20 protein-coding genes are annotated in these 19,199 nt (G+C 35.1%); 15 read left to right on the top strand and 5 right to left on the bottom strand.

Annotation, left to right across the window (positions count from 1 at the left end):
• Positions 1–26: 26 nt before the first annotated feature.
• Both tatA and HS129_08410 read right to left on the bottom strand, forming a co-directional pair.
• Positions 27–254, bottom strand: a complete 228-nt coding sequence (gene tatA, locus HS129_08415) for a twin-arginine translocase TatA/TatE family subunit (protein ID MBE7412068.1) — start codon at positions 252–254, stop codon at positions 27–29.
• Positions 255–393: 139 nt separating this feature from the next.
• A complete protein-coding gene (locus HS129_08410) occupies positions 394–855 on the bottom strand; it encodes a DUF1564 family protein (protein ID MBE7412067.1) in 462 nt (153 codons plus the stop codon).
• A gap of 169 nt (positions 856–1,024) precedes the next feature.
• Between HS129_08410 and HS129_08405 the strand changes: the two genes are divergently transcribed.
• Positions 1,025–3,193: a hypothetical protein gene (locus tag HS129_08405; protein MBE7412066.1), complete on the top strand. Its 2,169-nt coding sequence runs from the start codon at positions 1,025–1,027 to the stop codon at positions 3,191–3,193.
• Positions 3,194–3,240: 47 nt separating this feature from the next.
• Here the strand turns inward: HS129_08405 and HS129_08400 are convergent, their stop codons facing one another.
• Both HS129_08400 and HS129_08395 read right to left on the bottom strand, forming a co-directional pair.
• Entirely contained in the window at positions 3,241–4,110 is an 870-nt protein-coding gene (locus tag HS129_08400) for an urea transporter (GenBank protein MBE7412065.1), read from the bottom strand.
• Between the two features lie 46 nt (positions 4,111–4,156).
• Positions 4,157–5,683: a hypothetical protein gene (locus tag HS129_08395; protein ID MBE7412064.1), complete on the bottom strand. Its 1,527-nt coding sequence runs from the start codon at positions 5,681–5,683 to the stop codon at positions 4,157–4,159.
• A gap of 94 nt (positions 5,684–5,777) precedes the next feature.
• On the opposite strand from HS129_08395, the gene aroA reads away from it, so the two are divergent.
• The 13 genes from aroA (at position 5,778) to HS129_08330 (ending at position 16,676) form a co-directional block, all read left to right on the top strand.
• The gene (gene aroA, locus HS129_08390) at positions 5,778–7,073 is read left to right on the top strand and encodes a 3-phosphoshikimate 1-carboxyvinyltransferase (GenBank protein ID MBE7412063.1); all 1,296 of its coding nucleotides are present in this window, start codon (positions 5,778–5,780) and stop codon (positions 7,071–7,073) included.
• Positions 7,070–7,780 (top strand): (d)CMP kinase, encoded by a 711-nt coding sequence (locus tag HS129_08385; protein MBE7412062.1) that lies wholly within the window; start codon positions 7,070–7,072, stop codon positions 7,778–7,780. Before aroA ends, HS129_08385 begins: the two co-directional genes overlap by 4 nt.
• Before the next feature lie 40 nt (positions 7,781–7,820).
• Positions 7,821–9,506, top strand: coding sequence for a 30S ribosomal protein S1 (locus HS129_08380; protein MBE7412061.1), 1,686 nt, complete (start codon positions 7,821–7,823; stop codon positions 9,504–9,506).
• Between the two features lie 5 nt (positions 9,507–9,511).
• Positions 9,512–10,267, top strand: coding sequence for a hypothetical protein (locus HS129_08375; GenBank protein ID MBE7412060.1), 756 nt, complete (start codon positions 9,512–9,514; stop codon positions 10,265–10,267).
• A gap of 1 nt (position 10,268) precedes the next feature.
• On the top strand, positions 10,269–10,883 hold the full coding sequence (locus tag HS129_08370) for an ATP phosphoribosyltransferase (protein MBE7412059.1): 615 nt from the start codon (positions 10,269–10,271) through the stop codon (positions 10,881–10,883).
• Between the two features lie 98 nt (positions 10,884–10,981).
• A complete protein-coding gene (gene rpmF / locus HS129_08365; protein MBE7412058.1) occupies positions 10,982–11,185 on the top strand; it encodes a 50S ribosomal protein L32 in 204 nt (67 codons plus the stop codon).
• 6 nt (positions 11,186–11,191) lie between these two features.
• Complete coding sequence (gene plsX / locus HS129_08360; protein ID MBE7412057.1) at positions 11,192–12,196, top strand: phosphate acyltransferase PlsX; 1,005 nt, start codon at positions 11,192–11,194, stop codon at positions 12,194–12,196.
• Between the two features lie 87 nt (positions 12,197–12,283).
• Positions 12,284–13,045, top strand: coding sequence for a 3-oxoacyl-ACP reductase FabG (gene fabG / locus HS129_08355; GenBank protein MBE7412056.1), 762 nt, complete (start codon positions 12,284–12,286; stop codon positions 13,043–13,045).
• A 178-nt stretch (positions 13,046–13,223) separates the two neighbouring features.
• Complete coding sequence (gene acpP, locus HS129_08350; GenBank protein MBE7412055.1) at positions 13,224–13,457, top strand: acyl carrier protein; 234 nt, start codon at positions 13,224–13,226, stop codon at positions 13,455–13,457.
• 57 nt (positions 13,458–13,514) lie between these two features.
• Positions 13,515–14,252, top strand: a complete 738-nt coding sequence (gene rnc / locus HS129_08345; GenBank protein ID MBE7412054.1) for a ribonuclease III — start codon at positions 13,515–13,517, stop codon at positions 14,250–14,252.
• Entirely contained in the window at positions 14,253–14,702 is a 450-nt protein-coding gene (locus tag HS129_08340; GenBank protein MBE7412053.1) for an NUDIX hydrolase, read from the top strand.
• Positions 14,703–14,706: 4 nt separating this feature from the next.
• Positions 14,707–15,795, top strand: coding sequence for a 3-dehydroquinate synthase (gene aroB, locus HS129_08335; GenBank protein MBE7412052.1), 1,089 nt, complete (start codon positions 14,707–14,709; stop codon positions 15,793–15,795).
• A 5-nt stretch (positions 15,796–15,800) separates the two neighbouring features.
• Positions 15,801–16,676, top strand: a complete 876-nt coding sequence (locus HS129_08330; protein MBE7412051.1) for a mechanosensitive ion channel — start codon at positions 15,801–15,803, stop codon at positions 16,674–16,676.
• Here HS129_08330 and pyk read toward each other — a convergent pair.
• The gene (gene pyk / locus HS129_08325) at positions 16,669–18,102 is read right to left on the bottom strand and encodes a pyruvate kinase (GenBank protein MBE7412050.1); all 1,434 of its coding nucleotides are present in this window, start codon (positions 18,100–18,102) and stop codon (positions 16,669–16,671) included. The two genes, HS129_08330 and pyk, sit on opposite strands and share 8 nt — an antisense overlap.
• A gap of 131 nt (positions 18,103–18,233) precedes the next feature.
• Between pyk and HS129_08320 the strand changes: the two genes are divergently transcribed.
• The gene (locus tag HS129_08320; GenBank protein MBE7412049.1) at positions 18,234–19,124 is read left to right on the top strand and encodes a histone deacetylase; all 891 of its coding nucleotides are present in this window, start codon (positions 18,234–18,236) and stop codon (positions 19,122–19,124) included.
• Positions 19,125–19,199 lie beyond the last annotated feature (75 nt).

The following is a 19,199-nucleotide window of genomic DNA, read 5'->3' as shown; positions in this document are numbered from 1 at the left end:
GTGCGAAAATCTGTAGGTTTACCCATTTACGCTTTTTTTTGTTTTTTGGTTTTTTCTATTGTTACAGACTCATTATCCGGTAGAGCCGATGGAGGCTCTTCTGTAGAAAATAGAGACTTGCGAAATTCTTTAATCCCTGATCCTAAATCTTTTGCAAGTGTAGGTAGTTTTTTTCCTCCGAATAGAAGGAGTGCCAAAAGAGCAATAAGTCCGATTTCCCAAGGACCTAAGTTAAAAGCTAAAGGAAAAAGCATTTTTGTTACCTCAGATTTTAGTTATTTCTATCCAAGTTTTTCTGTCAAATAACTTAACTTGTGTTTTTGGGTATAGTTCGCCAATAGCTTGTTTGGGGTGTTTGTTTTTTTCGAGTTGTTTTTTTGGCTCTTTCGTGCTTTATCGCATCTTATGTCGTATTAGCCTATTGTATCGCGTTGTTTTTCTCTTGGAGAGATAGACTCCGACCGCAATCGAACTGATCTTGGGTGGAACTGCAACGTCATAGAATCTATCGGGGATGATTATGTCCCATCCGGCAAGGTCAAGCAATAGCAAAAGAGTAAAAAGAGCTGTCCTAGAAATGCCAAGCCATTGAGCAAACTCTCCCAACTCAATCCAATCAGCATTCTCAGGGCGAAAATTCTTCTTTTGCAAAGATTGCCCTTCCTCCTGATACTTCGTCTTAACGCAATCCAATTTATCAAAAGTTTTCCAAAGTAAAACATTTCTGTATCTTTCCAAAAGAGCATGAAAATATTCTTCTCTCGAAAAAATTTTTGTTCTTCTATTAAACTCATCCATGTATTTTTCCGGAATGAGTAAACTTGACTGTGTTCGTTCAAATTTGTCAGGGTTCATGTTTTTCTCCTTATATAAAAGTTTTTCAATTCTCAGTTTCCAAATATATAGGGAAAAAGGTATGAAAAAAAAATAAAAATTTTACAAATTTTCGTAAAAAATCATAAAGGGTTGGCAGAATAGGAAAAACTTTACAAAATTCTATTTATATGTCGATTTTATTAGTAAGATGACAGATTTTTCATGGACACATTATCAAAACAATCCTGACGATATACTCAGGCTTTCAAAAATTTTTTCTACTGATGCTGCGATATATATTAAGTCACCAGAAAATTTTTCTGGATTCAATGCTACTGCAAGAGCGATTTTAGATGAGTTAAAGAAATGGCACACTCGAATTAGAAAGCACAACTCTACCGAATTTCATCCATCACTTCTATTGTCCTTAGAGCAGTTGTTTGATTCGTTAAAAAAATATCCGAGTTTAAATGAAGAGACATGCTCATATAGTGCAATCATAGAGTCTCTTGTTTTTCTGGCTGGATATTCAAAGAAAAGTTTGGATAGATACATCTATATATACCCTTGTATCGTGGAATCAGGGAATCAGGTATTTCCTAAAATATTTTTGATTGCGCCACAGGTTGAGTCTCGAACACCTACGGCTCCTTATAGAGAGGCATGCTTTCAAGCGTCTGCACCTTATTTGGAAAAGTTTCTATTAGAAAAATTGGATAGAGACAAGGTATCTCAAAATTTTTATCCCATTATAAAAAATCAGGAAACAGGAGAAGAAAAATATTCTCCATTCGTAATGTCATTGGAGTTTGAGCTTCACGAGTTTTTAAGGCGAGGTTTTTTTGATAATTTGTATATTCCTATGATAGACTTTATAAGTGATTCGATTCATTATGGAAAGTCCGAAGGTCTTATTCTTGAAATAACCTCCGATTACCATATAGTTAAGGATGAATTAAAAGTATTCAACAAAGAGTTATTTGTTCAGTCAGAAATATTATTGCATCTGAAACATCAGATAAGTGCACTTTTTCTATTTTGTGAAAAAAATTTATCTAAGTATATAACGGATACAGTTCCAATATTGCAAAAAAAATGGGAAAAACTAAACGATATATACGGAAAAGAAAAAGAATTCTACAATTCAGATGAGCTGATTAATGGATTATCGGAGGTAATTTCTGATTTTCCTTATGACGAATACCCCACGGAAACCTTAAAGAAATTTAAAGAAGATTCTGAGTTTGCAGTACTCGTCCTCGCTAATTTAAAAAAAGAGTGGGGATATTTCAAAAATCTTAGAGTAGAATTGGCGATTGTGAATACAATACAAAAACTATTTAGAGAGATAGAAACTTTTATAGGTTCAAAACTTGTTTTATACGAGTTGGATATAGAAGCAAAGCTAAAAGAATCAGATTATATTCCTTTGGAAGAGAAAGGCAGGTTACGAGAAAAAATATTAGAAGGAATTCATTCTAAGTTTCTCTTTCATGTTGAAAAAGTTTCTGATACGATTGGGAAATATTTTATTTCATCGAAAGATGTCATACAAAAGAGTGTAGAAAACTTGCAAGAACTTTCTAAAATAGACATTCACTATCAAAAGCAATTGCAAGTCGCACTCTCCTTATTTAATGAATCTGAATTTTTTGAGAACAAGAAACCTGTTCCTGAGAAGAAGGCAACAGTAAAAAAAGTCAGTGCATTTCAACCGGAGTATGTTCATGGGGCAATTGGTGCATTTACTCTAATGCTATTTTTTTTATTACTCTATCTTTTGTTTGGCAATTCAATTTATATTGCATTAGGTGGGATTATTAGTCTTATATTTGGAGTGGTATTGTCCATTGTATCACCGGTATTACTCAAGAAAACAAAAATATCTCCAAAAAATATTTCTGAAGAAGTAGAGAGCCCAATTCCTTTCACCGGTAAAAAGGCTTCTATAAACGCAGAGGATTCTATTTCAAAAGCATTTGAAAAAATTGTTTTTGGAAAATCAACTTCTATAGAAGAAAGAATTTTTGACAAGGAGAGTTTTTCAAATCAAGTCAAGGATAATTTTAAAGAACTGGTGAAGGAAGTTCCTGAATATTCAAAAGGAGCTCAAAACGAAAAAATATTTTCCAAAATGGAAGATTCGATACTTTCTCATTCGATGAGTGTAATCCGTATTCCTTCTGAATTAGTCTTAGGAAAAAAATCGGATAAAATTCTACTTTACAAGCAAGATCTTCGTTCGGTTGCAAAGAGAAAAGAATTAGCCGAGTATTTCAGAAATAAAGCAGAAAGATTTGGGTATGATAAAGAAATGGTCAGGTACTATAACTTTATTATTCATGCGATAGAGATCGGTTTTGCAAAATATTTATGACACAGAGTTCAAACTCTTAAACATATTTTTTCATTTTGTTCATTCTTTTATTTTTTCTTTAAGCTTTGTTTTAAGATCAGCCCTCCCCAAGTGCCTGCAACAAAAGGAAAAGTTAATCTGGTGAGATTGTACTGAAACATAAAAAATCCGACTATGAAGGAAATAAAGATTGAAGTAAAGGCAAGCACCCCGTCAATTTTTTTTGTGCCAGAGAAAGCGATTGCACACAGAACTGCATTGTAGCTAAAAAGTCCGAGTGCAATGTCAGAGGTGGGTAATAAAAATACCACTGCAAGTGTTCCTGTGAGTACTGCCCCTGCAAGTCCATAGAGAGCCGAGACGGGTGAGTTTATAAATACGCCAAGAAAAAATAAAATCCCGGACATTGTATTTTCTTGAAAAATTACTTGCCCATATCCTCTTAGTGGAAACGTGAAGTAATGGCTGTCATTCACAATAGTCAGGGGAGTTTCTACAAATAGTTCAGGTAAATACATTTTTGCAAAAAAAAGGATTCCCCAAGTAACTAAAACAAAAGGCAGGGTGAATACAGGGAGTTTGATTTTAATAAATAAGTTTTGGATGAGTGCTGAAACTACCGATCCGATTGCAACTAACGCCCAAGTCCAAACTGCCGGTTTTAGGAAAACCAGCATTGCAACACCTACAAGAGCAGGGCTAAAGCCATACATACCCTTATCCGTTTCATCCTTGTCGAATTTTAAGACTTGTGCTAAGGTTGTGCTTGTGATAACCCCTAAAATAGCTCCTATCCCCATGAAAATAGATCCATAAAATATTCCAGATAAAAAAAGAATTCCTGTGAGCCGATTCTCTTGCAGCATAATCTGGCTCATACCGTTTAGGACTCTGTTTATAAAAAAGGATTTATCTTGGGCAAAAGAGAAAATTTTCATTATTGGACTCTTCTTCTAAAGGATATTTTCATAGATTTTATTTTTTTTAAAATTTGTTCAACTCATTTTTATTATATATATAGATTTCTAAGTCTTCACAATTACGGATTTCTTTAGGATAGGAAAACTTAGAATGAATTTGGTCTTTGTCTAAGCGATTTGTAATAATAAAATTAAAATTTTCATTTTTATTTGTCCACTCAGGGTTATAAATCCATTTGTATTCATCTAAATTTTTTGTGAGCTGTTTTAATGCTAATTTCTTTTTAGAATATAGCATTACATACTTTGAGTTCCAGTAATCCGAGAATCCAAATTCTAAGCGGAACTCATTTGCAATATTATCCAAGCATTGTATTTTTTTTGGATAAGGGTTTTTTAAAATAGACTCACTTTTAAAATACAAATCTTGAAATTGTAAGCACAGTAAAAATAGAATCACAAATCCAAAAGGAGTGATTTGTTTTTTTGAAATATCGGAAAAAAGTAAAGCAAAAAAGGGAAGGTAAACTAAAAACCAAGAGTATCTCATCCCGCCCCAAACACCAAAGAAGAATTGTACAAAATTTGTGCAAAGTATGGAAATAAAAATTAGAAAAGTTAAGTTTTTATTTTTTTTCCAATTGGATGGTAAAAAGATTAATAAAACAAAATAGAAACAAAAAAAGATCATCCAAAATGTTTCTTTAGAATTTGTAATCCATTCAGATTTTATAAAATTCATTACAGATTGGAAGTTGGATAGGATTAATTTTTTTTGAATTATGGATTTGAAAATAGAAAAAAAAGGAACTTCAGGAATTTGAAAAATTGAAAGTTTTTTTAATAGTAAATGAAATATATTGGAAAAAATCCATCCGGATAGGATTGCAATAACCATTAAGAAAAAATCTTTTTTAGAAATTTTTTTATTCCAGAAATTCCAAGATAATACAATAAGTGCAGGGATTATACATTGTAGAATTATTTGCCCGTCAGAAAAAATAAAAAGAAAGCTAAGTATAGATACAATTGCATACTTTCTTTTAAGGAAAATAGCAATAGATAAAAAGCAACCGAAGGCAACTACAAACCCATGATAGCCCGGAAGTAAGAATAAAGAAAATTGACTCGGAGAAAAAAGAAAAACTATATTTAAACTAAAAAAAAATCCAAAAATCCTATTTAGGGTAATGTTATTATCTTGGGCTTTTGTTTTTTGGTTAGAATTTTTTAATAGATAAAAAAGTGAGAGAAAAAGAATGCACTCAAAAAATGCTACATAAATAAAAAAGCTAAAATGGATTAAGCCTCCCGTAATTTTCCAAGCTATGTAAAATAAAAATAGATCAGGGAAAAAAGAAGGGGCAGGCGGCAGTGCCCAATTTTTTATAGATGTTCCATTTTCAATATCGGTAAAAAAACTAATTGGAAAAATTAAATCTGAATTAGAATCTATTTCAAGATTCTTAACCGATGAATTGGTGCTTACAATATAGATTTGAAACACCAAAAATAGAAACAAGAAATACTTTTGTTTAAAAAAAATAGTTCTGTAAAAATTTGTAAAATTAGAGGCAGTATTTTCTTTCATGGTATGAATTTTAAGAACCAGAAAAATACCTCGAATTTAGAAAACGAGTAAATAAAATCCTTTTCTCTAATTCTATGTTTTATTTTCTGTAAACATGATTCAATCCGATTTTCAAATTCCCAAAGATTTTAAAATTACTGTGCCGGGAGACAAGTCTGTATCTCATCGCTCTGTTCTATTTTCCTCTCTTGCCTTAGGGAATTCAAGGATTACCGGATTTTTAGAAGCAGAAGATCCTTTAAATACCATGAAAAGTTTTGAAAAAATGGGGGTTCTTTTTGAAAAAAAATCTCCCACAGAATATTTTGTGAAAAGTCCGGGAAAAAGAAAACTTCACTCTCCGAAACTTGAGTTGGATTTTGGAAATGGAGGCACTGGGATTCGACTTTCTGCGGGACTAATTTCTGGTCTAGAAGGGGTAGATGCAATTCTTACAGGAGACGATTCTTTAAAGAAAAGGCCAATGAATAGGATTATAGATCCGCTTACCAAGATGGGTGCATATATTTCTTCTATTTCTGGAGACGGAAAGGCTCCTTTGAAAATCTCTGGAAGGAAGTTACAAAATTTTCAATTCAAAAGTCCAATTGCAAGCGCTCAAGTAAAATCTTCCTTGATGCTTGCAGCCATATCGTCTGACGTAGAGTTGGAGTATGAAGAGGATGAACTTTCTCGTGACCATACCGAAAATATTTTAAAATTTCTTGGTGGTAGAATTTTCCATAAAACTAAAACCCACTTCACGATTACTCCTCCTTTTCATTTTGAAGGCTCTGAATTTAAAATACCGGGAGATATTTCTTCTGCAGCATTTTTTATAGTTCTTGGACTTTTGTCAAAAAATAGTGAGCTTGTGATCCAAAATATAGGATTAAACGAATCTAGAATTGGCATCATAACTATTTTAAAAAGGATGGGCGGAAAAATTTTAATTGAAAACGAAAGAATAGAGTGTGGAGAAAAAACCGGAGACCTAAAAGTATTCTCATCAAATTTAAAAAAGTGTAAAATAGAAAGTGCAATCATTCCTTCGATTATAGACGAGATTCCTATTTTAACCATTGCCGGTTTATTTTCGGAAGGCGGATTTGAAATTACTGATGCCGAAGATTTAAGAGCCAAAGAATCAGACAGGATTATTTCTATGGTCAAGAATTTGAGAGAAGTCGGTGTGGATGTTGAAGAAAAAAAAGACGGTTATAGTTTTGGAGAAGTAAAAAATATTAAGCCTGCACTAATCGAATCTTTTATGGATCACAGAATTGCAATGAGTTTTACCATATTAAAAACTTTATTAAACAACGATATTAAAATAGACGATGACTCTTGGATCGAGACTTCTTTTCCGGAATTTAAAAAAATTATTTATTCCATAACAAATTCAAAATGATAGAAGATATTATAGCAATTGATGGGCCTGCCGGTTCCGGGAAAAGTAGCGTGGCAAGGGAAATTTCAAAAGAAGTCGGATATAAGTATTTAGATTCCGGTGCGTATTACCGTGGGGTGACCTTATTTTTTATCCAAAAATTTCAGAAAGAAAACCAATGCGATACATTTTCTGACTGGATTTTGAAACTCGATGTACGGAAATATTTGAAAAACGTGAACATCGATTGCCTACTTTCAGAGTCAGGGGAAAATTCTGTAATTCTAAACGGGGTAGATGTATCTAAGGAAATTCGATCTCCTGATCTGACAAAGGAAATCAAATATATCTCTCCTGTGAGAGAAATACGAGAATTTGTGAACAAAAAAATACGTGAACTTGCAAAAAATCACCTTCTAATTTTAGATGGAAGAGATATTGGGTCAGAGGTATTTCCTGAATCTCGGTATAAATTTTTTCTTACTGCATCGGCTGAGATTCGGGCAGAAAGAAGGTATAAAGAGCTATTGGAAAGGGGATTTCAGGCTGATTTGGAGAATTTAAAGTCTGAAATTATCCAAAGAGATAAAACGGACTCGGAACGAAAAATTGCACCTCTAATTCAGGCTAAGGACGCATTCCTTATTGACACCAGCGGTCTATCTAAAGATGTTGTCATAAGGACTATCCTATCTGAACTTCGGAACAAGGGTTTATGCCCAAAATAGCCGTCAGTTAGGGTAAATACATATTTTTTTCGGAAATAATTTGAATTCAAAGAAAGAGTCACCCTCAAACAAGAAAAATCAAGAATCCTTTGCAGTTGCTATTGAAAAATCTTTGAGCGAACAAGGGCAAAATTATGGCAAAGGTAGGATATTGGAAGGCAGAATTATTGCCGTTGAAGAATCTGGAATATTTGTAGATATCGGATTGAAGTCAGAGGGCAGAATTCCGAGGAATGAATTTACCGACCTCCCTGAAGTTGGTGCATCTGTAGCTGTTCTTGTAAAAGGGAAGGAGCACGAGTCAGAAGTTTATCTATTATCAAAAACCGAAGCCGATGCAAGAAAAGGTTGGGAAACTGTTAAAGAATCTCATAAAAAAGACCTACAAGTTCAAGGGAGAATAACCTCTGAAGTTAAGGGAAAGGGTTTTAACGTAAATGTAGAAGGCTTAGAATTTTTTCTGCCTGCATCTCAACTCGCTTATAAGTTTACGAATCTCGACGATCTTAAATCTAAGCTATGGGATTTTAAGATTATCCGGCTTAGTGAAAAAGGTAGAACCGGTGTAGTTTCCAGAAAGAAATTATTGGATGAAGTGAATCAAGAAAAATGGGGAGAGTTGATAAATATTGTCAAGAAGGGAGACAGGGTAACCGGTGAGATTTCTAAGGTTACTGATTTCGGAGTATTTGTAAATATTCACGGAGTTGACGGGCTTCTCAGACAAAACGATATTTCTTACAAAAAATACGCTCCATTTAAGCAGTATTTTCAAGTGGGTCAATCAATCGAAGTCCTTGTTTTAGAAATAGATCAAGAGAACAATCGGCTTAGCCTTGGCTTAAAACAATTGTCTGAAGATCCTTGGGAATGGGCAAAAAGAGAATTGGAGAAAGGAGTTATCGTTCGTGGAACTATCACTTCTCTTACAAACTTTGGAGCTTTCGTAGAATTGAAAGAAGGCTTAGAAGGATTGATACACTCAAGTGAATTGAGTTGGGCAAAAAAACCTCCACTTCCAAAGGATATTTTAAAAAAAGGACAAGAAGTTGACTCTATTATTCTAGATATTGACTTTGAGAAAAGAAGACTTTCTCTCGGAAGAAAGCAACTCGAGAAAAATCCTTGGGAGAGCCTTAGCTCCAATGTGAGAGTCGGAAATTCTTTGGAAGGAAAAATTACAGGTATTACTAAATACGGTGCTTTTGTAGAAGTTGAAAACGGAATTGAGGGGCTTATTCATATCGGAGACATTACATGGGATGAAAAAGTAAAAGACCCTACAACTCTTCTAAAAAAGGGACAGTTGGTAAACTATAAAATCCTTGATATTAACCAACAATCCAACCGTATTTCATGCGGGTTAAAACAATTGCAAGAAAATCCTTATGAAGTGTTGAGAAAGAAATATCCAACCGGCACTATCATTGAAGGAAAAATCAAAAGTATAGTAGCCTTTGGTATGTTTATAGAGATAGAGCCGGGGTATGAAGGGCTTGTCCACGTCTCACAAATCCCTGATGGTAAAAATCTGAAATTAGACGAGGTTTATAAAGCAGGAGATTCTATTAAGGCTGTTATCCTGAAAATTGAACCGAATAATAAAAGAATTTCTTTATCCATAAAAGATTTTGATTCTGCGCAGGAAAAAGCAGATATTGCAAAATATATGAAAAGCGATTCTCCTTCCAGTGAAAGCATGGGGAGCTTTTTTAACCGGAGTTAATAACCATGTCGAAATTCGATCGAAAAAAATTTAGAGAAGACCTGCAAAGAAAAGCAGCCGAAGGCCCGATTGAAGTTCCTTCGGGGGACTTGAGTTCTGTAGAGATTTTTTTTCATAAGTTATCGGTATTTATAAAGAGAAACCGAATACAAGTTTTTTCTGCTATTTTAGGTATCGTGGTTGTAATCGTGTTGATTATATCTATAACTGAATATATCAAATACAGAGAAAATGTAGCTACAGTCGAAATCGAGAAAATTGAAAAAAAACACCTTCAAAATCCATTGATTGATATTAAAGACAAGATTAAGGACTATGAAAAATACCAAAAAGATTTTACCTTGGAAAAACCTTTTCTTCGGTCATCAAAAGTGCTTTCAGAATTGTATGCAAAAAATGGAGAATTTTCCAAAGCTGCGATTGCTTTAGAAAGTGCAGGAAAAAAAATCGAAGATTCCAAAGAAATAAAAGCATACTATTTCTATATCGCAGGGAATTATAGAGAAAGAGCAAATGAAATGAAAGAAGCTCTACAAAATTACGGCATATCTAATTCTTTACTTACACCCAAAGACACTCCAAGTTTTTCTGCATGGAGTTTATACAGCACTGCAAGATTGAAATTACTCACAGGGGACAAGGAAGGAGCCAAGAAAGATTTAGCCAAGGTATTAGAAATTGACTCTCCTGAATTTGAAGAAAATTTAAAATCAGTAAAAGAGCTTGCCACTTACCTTATTATCAAACTGAATAAAGGTTGAAATGCTCACTCTTGCTCTGCCCAAAGGAAGGCTGGCTGAAGAGAGTATGGAAATTCTTGTAAAGAAAAATTGGTTAAAGGACTTACCTTCTCCAAATTCAAAAGAATTGGCATACGAAGAAAAATCCGGAAAGGTGAAACTACTTTTTGTTCGCTCTCAGGACGTGCCTACTTACGTGGAAGAAAAAGCCGCAGATTGTGGGTTTATAGGGTTTGATATACTTAGAGAAGGAAGTTTTGATTTAATTCAGGCTTTGGATGTAGAGATCGGGAAATGTAGATTGTCCTTGGCTTCTAAGCCGGAGTTTATTTTCACTGGTGCTTCTGGAAAGATCAGGGTAGCTACAAAGTATCCAAACTTAACAAGAGAATTTTTCTTTTCCAAGGGAATCAGTTGCGAAATAATTAAATTGTACGGAAGTATTGAGCTGGCACCTCTTTGTGGTCTATCGGATTGCATTGTAGATCTTGTTTCCACAGGAGAAACTTTACGAGCCAATGGCTTAAAAGAAATCGAAGTGATTATGCACTCTACTGCAAGGCTTGTTTTTAATAGGTCTTCCTTGTATCAGAAGAGAAAAGAAGCCTTAGAGTTGATATCAGATATTTCAAGATAATTATTTTTATTTTCTTGTTTAAAAAAACTGATTAAAAAAAATGGTAAACTAATTGTTAAAGGCTAAATTTTTAAGTGTGGAATAGAGGATAAATTGCCATGGCTGTCCCAAAAAGAAGAAGATCAAAATCCAAAGTGAGATCCAGAAGAGCTCATCAAGCAATAGGTAAGCCAAATTTATCACCTTGTTTCAATTGCGGCTCTTTTATACAGTCTCACAAAGTGTGTCCTACATGTGGGCATTATAATAGAGTGCTTGAGTTAGCTCCAAAAATCAAAAAACCTAAAAAAACGGAAGAATAGTTCGGAATGTGGGTCGCCGTTGATGCAATGAGCGGCGATTATGGTCCCGCCCAAATAGTGGATGGGGCAGTTGATGCAGTCAATCAATACGGATATAAAGTAGTTTTAGTAGGAAAAGAAGAAGAGTTAAGCGAAGAGTTACTAAAGCACGATTACGATACCTCTAAAATTAGAATTGTTCACGCCTCAGAGGTAATTGGGATGAACGACTCTCCTTCTACCGCAGTTCGCACTATCACTGATTCGTCTATCGTACAATCGGTTCAACTTGTAGCCAATCGGGAATGCGTAGGAGTTTTTTCACCCGGAAATACTGGTGCAACTATGGCAGCGTCTCTACTCTACCTTGGCAGAATCCAAGGAGTTTTGCGTCCACCGATTGCAGCTCCCATTCCCCGGGAAAAGGGAAACCCTCTTTTATTATTGGACGCAGGTGCAAACGTAGATTGTAAGCCTGAATATTTGGCTCAATTTGCTGTAATGGGAGAGATTTATGCGAGAGAAATTTTCTCTATCCAAAAGCCTAAGATCGGAATACTTTCCAATGGAGAAGAGGACAAAAAAGGAAGCGCACTATCTCTGAAAACTTTTGAAATTCTAAAAAAATTAGGTTTAAATTTTGTAGGAAACGTAGAAGGCAGGGACTTGTATGGATCCGGAAGAGAAGTGGACGTGGTTGTGTGTGACGGATTTATCGGAAATATAGTGCTCAAAGCGACAGAAGGATTAGCAAAATCTATTTTCAATGTACTAAAGCAAAATATTCAAGGCTCAAGCCTTGCACAAACCGGAGCCTTGCTCTTAAAACCTTCTTTGGCTATGATGAAAAAAAGATTGGACTATGCTGAATACGGAGGAGCACTTCTTCTTGGAGTGAACGGGATTTGTATTATCGGTCACGGTGGCTCTAATTCGCTTGCAGTAAAAAATGCAATTCGAGTAGTCATCGAGTGCGCAAAAAATGAAGTAAACACCAGAATTGCAGAAAATTTAATTAAGTATAAGATATGATTTGTATTTTTTGAATTATCCGGTTTTAGAATTATTTTAATAATAATATTCTGGATCCGGTTAATTTTAAAAATTGTAAGAGGGAAAATGATAAATTTAAAAGATAAGTCTGCTATTGTTACCGGTGGTGCGAGAGGTATTGGAAAAGGAATTGCTTTAAAGCTCGGCTCACTGGGTGCAAATCTTGTAATTGCAGATTTGAATGAAGATTCGATCAATTCGTGTGTCACTGAATTGAAAGGTTTAGGTTACAAGGCTATTGGGGTAAAGTGCGACGTTTCCAAAGAAGAAGATGCTGTAAATTTAATCGACTCCTGTCAGAAAGAATACGGAAAAGTGGATATCTTAGTAAACAATGCAGGGATCACAAAAGACACATTGCTAATGAGAATGAAAAAAGAGCAATGGGATGCGGTAATTTCTGTCAATCTTACAGGAACATTTAACTGCACTCACGCAGCTATTAAATACATGTTGAAGCAGAGAAGTGGAGCGATTGTGAATTTATCTTCTATTTCAGGAGAGAATGGAAACATTGGACAGACAAACTACTCAGCGTCTAAAGCGGGCGTGATCGGATTTACTAAGGCTTGTGCACTTGAGCTTGCGTCTCGTGGGATTCGAGTAAATGCAATTGCACCGGGATTTATAGCAACTGAAATGACTGCTGCCATTCCTGAAAATATCAGAAATGGAATGGTGAATGCGATTCCTTTGAAAAGAGCCGGAGTTCCTGAAGATATTGCAAATGCGGTAGCTTTTTTATCGAGTGATTCTTCCTCTTTTATTACAGGTCATATACTTGACGTAAATGGTGGAGGCTTTTTGCCGGGTATAGGCGGCGCATAAAAATTTGAAATCTGAAAAAAAAAGTGGTTTATGGCTTGCCAAATTTTTTTGGTTTTTAGACGTTCAAAAATCAGAGGTATTCTTTCTGAGAATACTTGCTGGCCTCTATATTTCTTAATAAGAAGTAAGTGGTTTACATTATCAACTAGTCCCGCAAAAAGCGGGTTGGAGGAAAATTATGGCAGATATGGAAAAAATTAAAGCAATCATCGTTGAGCAACTCGGCGTTGATGAATCTGAAGTAACTCCTGAAGCTCATTTCATCGATGATCTCGGAGCAGATTCACTGGATACAGTTGAATTGGTTATGGCATTGGAAGAAGAATTCGGTATCGAAATTTCTGACGAAGATGCAGAGAAAATTCAAACTGTGGGCGACGTAGCTAAGTTTATCGACAAGCTGAAGTCTTAAGATTCAGAATTTAAGCGGGTTTTTTTTAAAGCCCGTTTTTTTGCGTATTAGAAGAAACTGAAAAACAAATTTCAAAAAACATTCATCATTCCTGAAAAAAGAATTGAAGATTTGCAAAATTTAGCAAATCAGTTAGGAATCAAATTCAAAGATATATTTTTACTCAATCGAGCATTCACCCATAGTTCCTATTCAAACGAAACCGGAAAGCTCTGGCCTGACAACGAAAGGTTGGAATACCTTGGTGACTCTGTACTTGGATTAATCACAAACGAATATCTGTATAAGCGATTTGAAAATTACCCGGAAGGAAAACTTGCTAAAATCAAGGGAAGGGTCGTATCTGAGGGTGCTCTCACTAAAATTTCTGATAAACTTTCTTTGTCCGATTATTTACTACTCGGAAAAGGAGAAAAAGAGAGTGGTGGAGGCTCAAGGGCGAGTAATCAAGCTAACCTTGTAGAGGCTCTACTCGGGGCGATTTATTTGGATCAGGGGTTAAACACTTCAAAAAAATTTATATTGAACCATATTAAAGATTTAGTTGACAATTTAGAAAAAATTGAAGCGATTAAAGACTATAAGACTATTTTACAGGAATATTGCCAAAAAAAATACAGGTTTGTTCCGTCCTATGAGCTTGTTTCGGAAACCGGCCCGGATCACGACAAAGAATTTAGAATTCATGTATCCATTAAGGGGGTTGTGTCTTCTGAAGGAATAGGAAAGAATAAAAGAAAAGCTGAGCAGAATGCCGCAAAAAATGTATTGAAACAGTTAAAATTAATTCACTGAATGAATATTTTTAGAAACAGAAAAATCCGAATCAGGGTCGCAGGAATTGTGACGAATTATAGAAAAGAAATTTTATTTATTCGTCAAAGTAAAAAAAACCACAGTTATTGGCTCTTGCCCGGTGGAGGAATCGAAAAAGGGGAGAGTGCTTTGGGTGCTTTAAAAAGAGAATTGAAAGAAGAACTCGGGCTTATAATAAAAAAAGCAGAATTTTTGTTATTGAATGAAAGCATAGGACCGAAAGGAGAAAGGCATATCATTCAACTTGTGTATAAGGTAGATGTCGCAAATAATTATCCTATTTTGAATTTAAAAGAGAAGAGTATTTTAGAGTTTAAATATTTTTCCAAGAAAGACATGAAAGATATAGAAATTCGTCCTGATATAAAAAATTACCTTTTAAAAGGAAAGTTTTCAAAATCTGTTTCTATAGAAAGTAAATGGATTTAATTCGATGATTTTTTCTAAAGAGCAAGTCCGTTTTGGTTCTACAAATTACCCTGTAATTATTGCAGAAAATTTTTTGGGGCTTAGCGAAGAGTTGAGTCGGTTTGAAAAGATTTCTAAACTATTTATCTTGACCGAAAAAAAAATCGCAGACCTATATTTAAAAGATATTTTCAAAGAGTTGAAAAAATTCAACCCTGAATGTATTCTTATAGGAGGCTCTGAAAAAAATAAACATATAGACAATCTAAAAAGTGTTTATCAAAAACTAATTTTAAAAGGAGCCGACAGGAAATCTTTTTTTCTAGCTTTTGGTGGGGGAGTAGTCGGAGATTTCGTCGGGTTTGTCGCCGCTACTTTTCTAAGGGGGGTGCGTTATGCGCAAATCCCTACGACTCTACTTGCATCGGTTGACTCGTCTGTAGGTGGAAAAGTAGCAGTGAATGTAGATTACGGAAAAAATATGGTTGGAGCATTTTATCAACCTTCTTTTGTATTTCTTCCGATTTATACATTGAACACTCTCAAGAAAAAAGAATGGAACTGTGGACTGGCAGAGATCGTAAAGCATTCTTTTTTAGAAGGAGGAGATTTTTTGAATTTTATAGAAAATCATTCTCGTAAAGATATTCATGCACTATCTCCGGTTGTAAGAAAATGTATTGAAGATTCTGTTAAGTTTAAAACCAAGATAGTGTCCATTGATGAAAAGGAAACCGGACTTCGAGCTATTTTGAATTTGGGTCACAGTACAGCTCATGCGATTGAGTCAGCGACGAATTATAGAAAATATTCTCACGGAGAGGCTGTTTCTATCGGGCTTGTGACTTGCTTGATTTTGTCTAAAAATAGATTGGGGTTTTCTGAAAAATCCTTAAATAGGTCAATTACAATTTTAAAAAACTATGAATTGCCTCTCAACCACAGTCTAAAACCTTCTCTAATTGTATCGCATATAAAACACGATAAAAAAAATGAGGGAGACACTATAAAATTTGTTTTATTGAAAAATTTTGGTGAGCCTGAATTTGGTGTTTCTGTTTCCAAAGAAGAAATTTTCAATACACTGAAAATACAAAATTCAATAGTAGCGTGATACCAATGAAGTTAGAAGATTATTCCATATTCAATCCGTTTTATCTCATATCCAATAAAAACAGGGATTTTGCGGAAGAGATTTTACTTTATGTATATTCTATTATCTTGGTGTACCTTGGAGTAAAATTAGTTATATTTATTTTAGATCGAATCAAGCCTACAGTAGAAACTGCGGATATGTACAATAGAAGAAGGATCGGTCGTATTACATTTGTAATCATGTCGATAATTATTTTGTTTCCGGTTTTCTTTTCCAGAATAGAATATCTTCCCACTCTTCTTGGTTTAACAAGCGTTGGTTTTATTGTATCTATGAAAGAAGTTACCCTTAACTTAGTAGGGTGGGTTATGATCCACGGATCCAATGGATTTGAAGTTGGGGATAGGATTGAAGTAGATGGGTTTAGGGGAGATGTGATCAATATCGGGATGATGAGGTTTACACTAATTGAATTGAATAGGGAATACGACTCGGATCAATCTTCTAACAGGTTGATTCATTTTCCAAATCATTCAGCCGTACTTCAAAAAGTAATTGTAGTATCGCAAAAAATGGATTTTGTCTGGGATGAAATGAGAATCCATTTAAGTATTGATTCCAACTGGCAAAAAGCAGAAGAACTATGCAATAAAATTTTGAGAAATGAATTTGTATTGGATCACAGGCTATTAGAAGAGAAAACAAGAGAGTTGTCTAAGAATTATTTAGTACGACTCGGCAAAACTACACCCATCGTATACACCACGATTGAAGAAGGAGAAATTTTGCTCTCACTTAGGTATTTGACTCCTATTCGAGAAAAGAGATGGAAGAGATCTGCGGTATCAAAGGAAGTTTTAATTTCTTTTAAAGACCACGAAGATATCCAAATTATTTGATCTTATAAACTTGGATAAAATCAACAGTGTACGCATCTCCTCCCGGAGCACCCGCTAAAATCACTACTGTATCGGTTTCCTTTACCAAATTCTCACTTTTCAGGGTTTGACTCATGTAGCCTATCATATCGTGAAACTTATCCATGAGGGGCATGACGAAAGAATAGACTCCCCGGTATAGATTCATTTTTCTTGCAGTCATTAAAAATGGGGTAAAAGAATAGATTGGAACAATCGGGCGAAATTCAGAAGCAAGCCTTGCAGAGTAGCCACTTCGTGTAAAATTGATGATCGCTTGTGCATTAATCGACTCTGCGATTTTTACGGTTGCAGTACCAAGTGCAGTTCTTTCTATTTCTTCTTTTGTTCTAATGTCTTTTCGTCTGATTGAGTAAGTAGTATAGATTTTTTCTGCTTCATGGATAATCTTATTCATGATCTTCACGGATTCTACTGGGTACTTACCACTTGCAGATTCGGCAGATAACATGACCGCATCCGTTCCATCTAAAACCGCATTCGCTACATCACTCGCCTCAGCTCGGGTAGGTCTTGGATTGTCTATCATAGACTCCAACATCTGAGTTGCGGTGATTACAGGTTTTCCAATTGTATTCATTTTGTGGATGAGGTCTTTTTGAATTAGAGGGACTTGCTCTGTTTCTAACTCTACCCCCATATCACCTCTTGCGATCATGATTCCGTCTGACGCATTGATAATTTCCTCAATGTTGCGAATTGCCTCTGGTCTTTCAATTTTTGCAATAAGTCCGGTGAATGTTCCTTTCATGTATTCCCGGGCAAGTTCCAAGTCGGACGCACGTCGAACAAAACTAAGAGCAATATAATCAACCCCAAGAGATAGAGCAAATTTTAAGTCTTCCATATCTTTTTCGGAAAGTGCCGAGGCGGTCACAGGGGTTCCAGGCAAATTGATTCCCTTATTGTCTTTTAGTGTTCCTCCGACTAAAACTTCTAAAGCTGCGCGCTCTGAAGTTTTTGATTTTACTGTTAGGACTAATTTTCCGTCGTCTATCAAAACCTTATTGTCTATTTCTAAATCTTCTATAATTTTCTGGTAGGTGCACCCGATTTCTTCTTTCGTCCCCGGAAAATTTGGATCGTTGTTTATGAAAATTTGGTCTCCTACCTTTAGTTCAATTGGACCGGTTGAAATTTTACCGGTTCTGATTTTCGGTCCTTGTAAATCGGCAAGAATCCCTAAGGGTCTTCCCGATTTTTGTTCGCAGAGCCTTAGAAGCTCGAAGGTCTTCTTATGGCTTTCATGGGTAGAGTGGCTGAAATTCATTCTGGCGACATCCATTCCTGCATTCAACAACTCCATGATGGTTTTTTCGTCTGAAGAGGCAGGTCCGATTGTGCAGACAATTTTTGTTCTTTTGTTTGATGAGTAAAAGTTTTTCATAATTTCAAATTATCTTTTTTGCATTAAAAACTTGCAAGTATTCCAGCAAAATTTAATTTAAAAAAGTGAATATTTTTGATATTTTAAAGAGAGGAAAAAATAAGCCCTCTGAGGATTCTGAAAACTTTTGCATTGTTTATCACCCAAAATACGATTTAGACCTTGGTGCACACGTATTTCCGGCGACAAAATTCTCTAAAATTATGGAGAGAATCGAAAAAGACGGGTCTTTTTCTAAGTTTCAGGTTCACCACCCCGAAAAAGCCGAAGTAAGTGATTTGAGATTGGTTCATACAGAGGAGTATTTAAAGAACCTTTTTGAATTGAACAGAAATCATTCTACTTCTTATTCAGAGCTTCCTCTTACCTCAGAGATTGTAAATAGCTTTGTGCTCGCCTGTGGGGGGACAATTCTTGCCACTGAGCTTACCCAAACTCATAAATTTGTTTTTCACGTAGGAGGTGGGTTTCACCATTCTTTTCCTGAGCACGCAGAAGGGTTTTGCTATTTGAATGACGCTGCAATCGGAACAAGGTATTTTCAGAGAAAATTTCCACAGAAGAAAGTTTTGCTTATTGATTTGGATTTGCACCAGGGAAATGGAAACTCTTATATTTTTGAAGGAGACCATACAGTTTTTACATTCTCTATGCACCAAGGGAATCTCTACCCTAAAAAAGAAAATTCCACTCTCGATATTTCTTTAGATGAAGGTTGTGGGGATGCGATCTATTTAAAACAATTGGAAAAAGGATTAAAAAAGATTGGCTCTACTTTCAAACCGGACTTAATATACTATCTTGCCGGTGCTGATCCTTATGAGAACGATACCCTTGGTAGTTTGAATATCACTATATCAGGGTTGATTCAAAGAGATGCTCTTGTGAAGAAATTTGCAGAAAAAGTAAAATGTCCGGTTGTAGTTCTATTAGCCGGAGGGTATGCGAAAGATTTTTCGGACACGATTCAAATTCACTTGAACACTGCAGGGGTGTTTGCTGATATAATTCAGTCGGTTTAAAAAAGTGGATAATCGTCGTATTTATATTTGTTTAGAATTTGGAGAGTTATAATGAGATATAAAAAGGCAAAAAAT

The sequence above is a fragment of the Leptospiraceae bacterium genome, from assembly GCA_015075105.1.
Classification (GTDB): Bacteria; Spirochaetota; Leptospiria; order Leptospirales; family Leptospiraceae; genus JABWCC01.
Note: the sequence above shows the minus strand (reverse complement) of the source record. Positions and strands in the feature narration are given on the sequence as shown.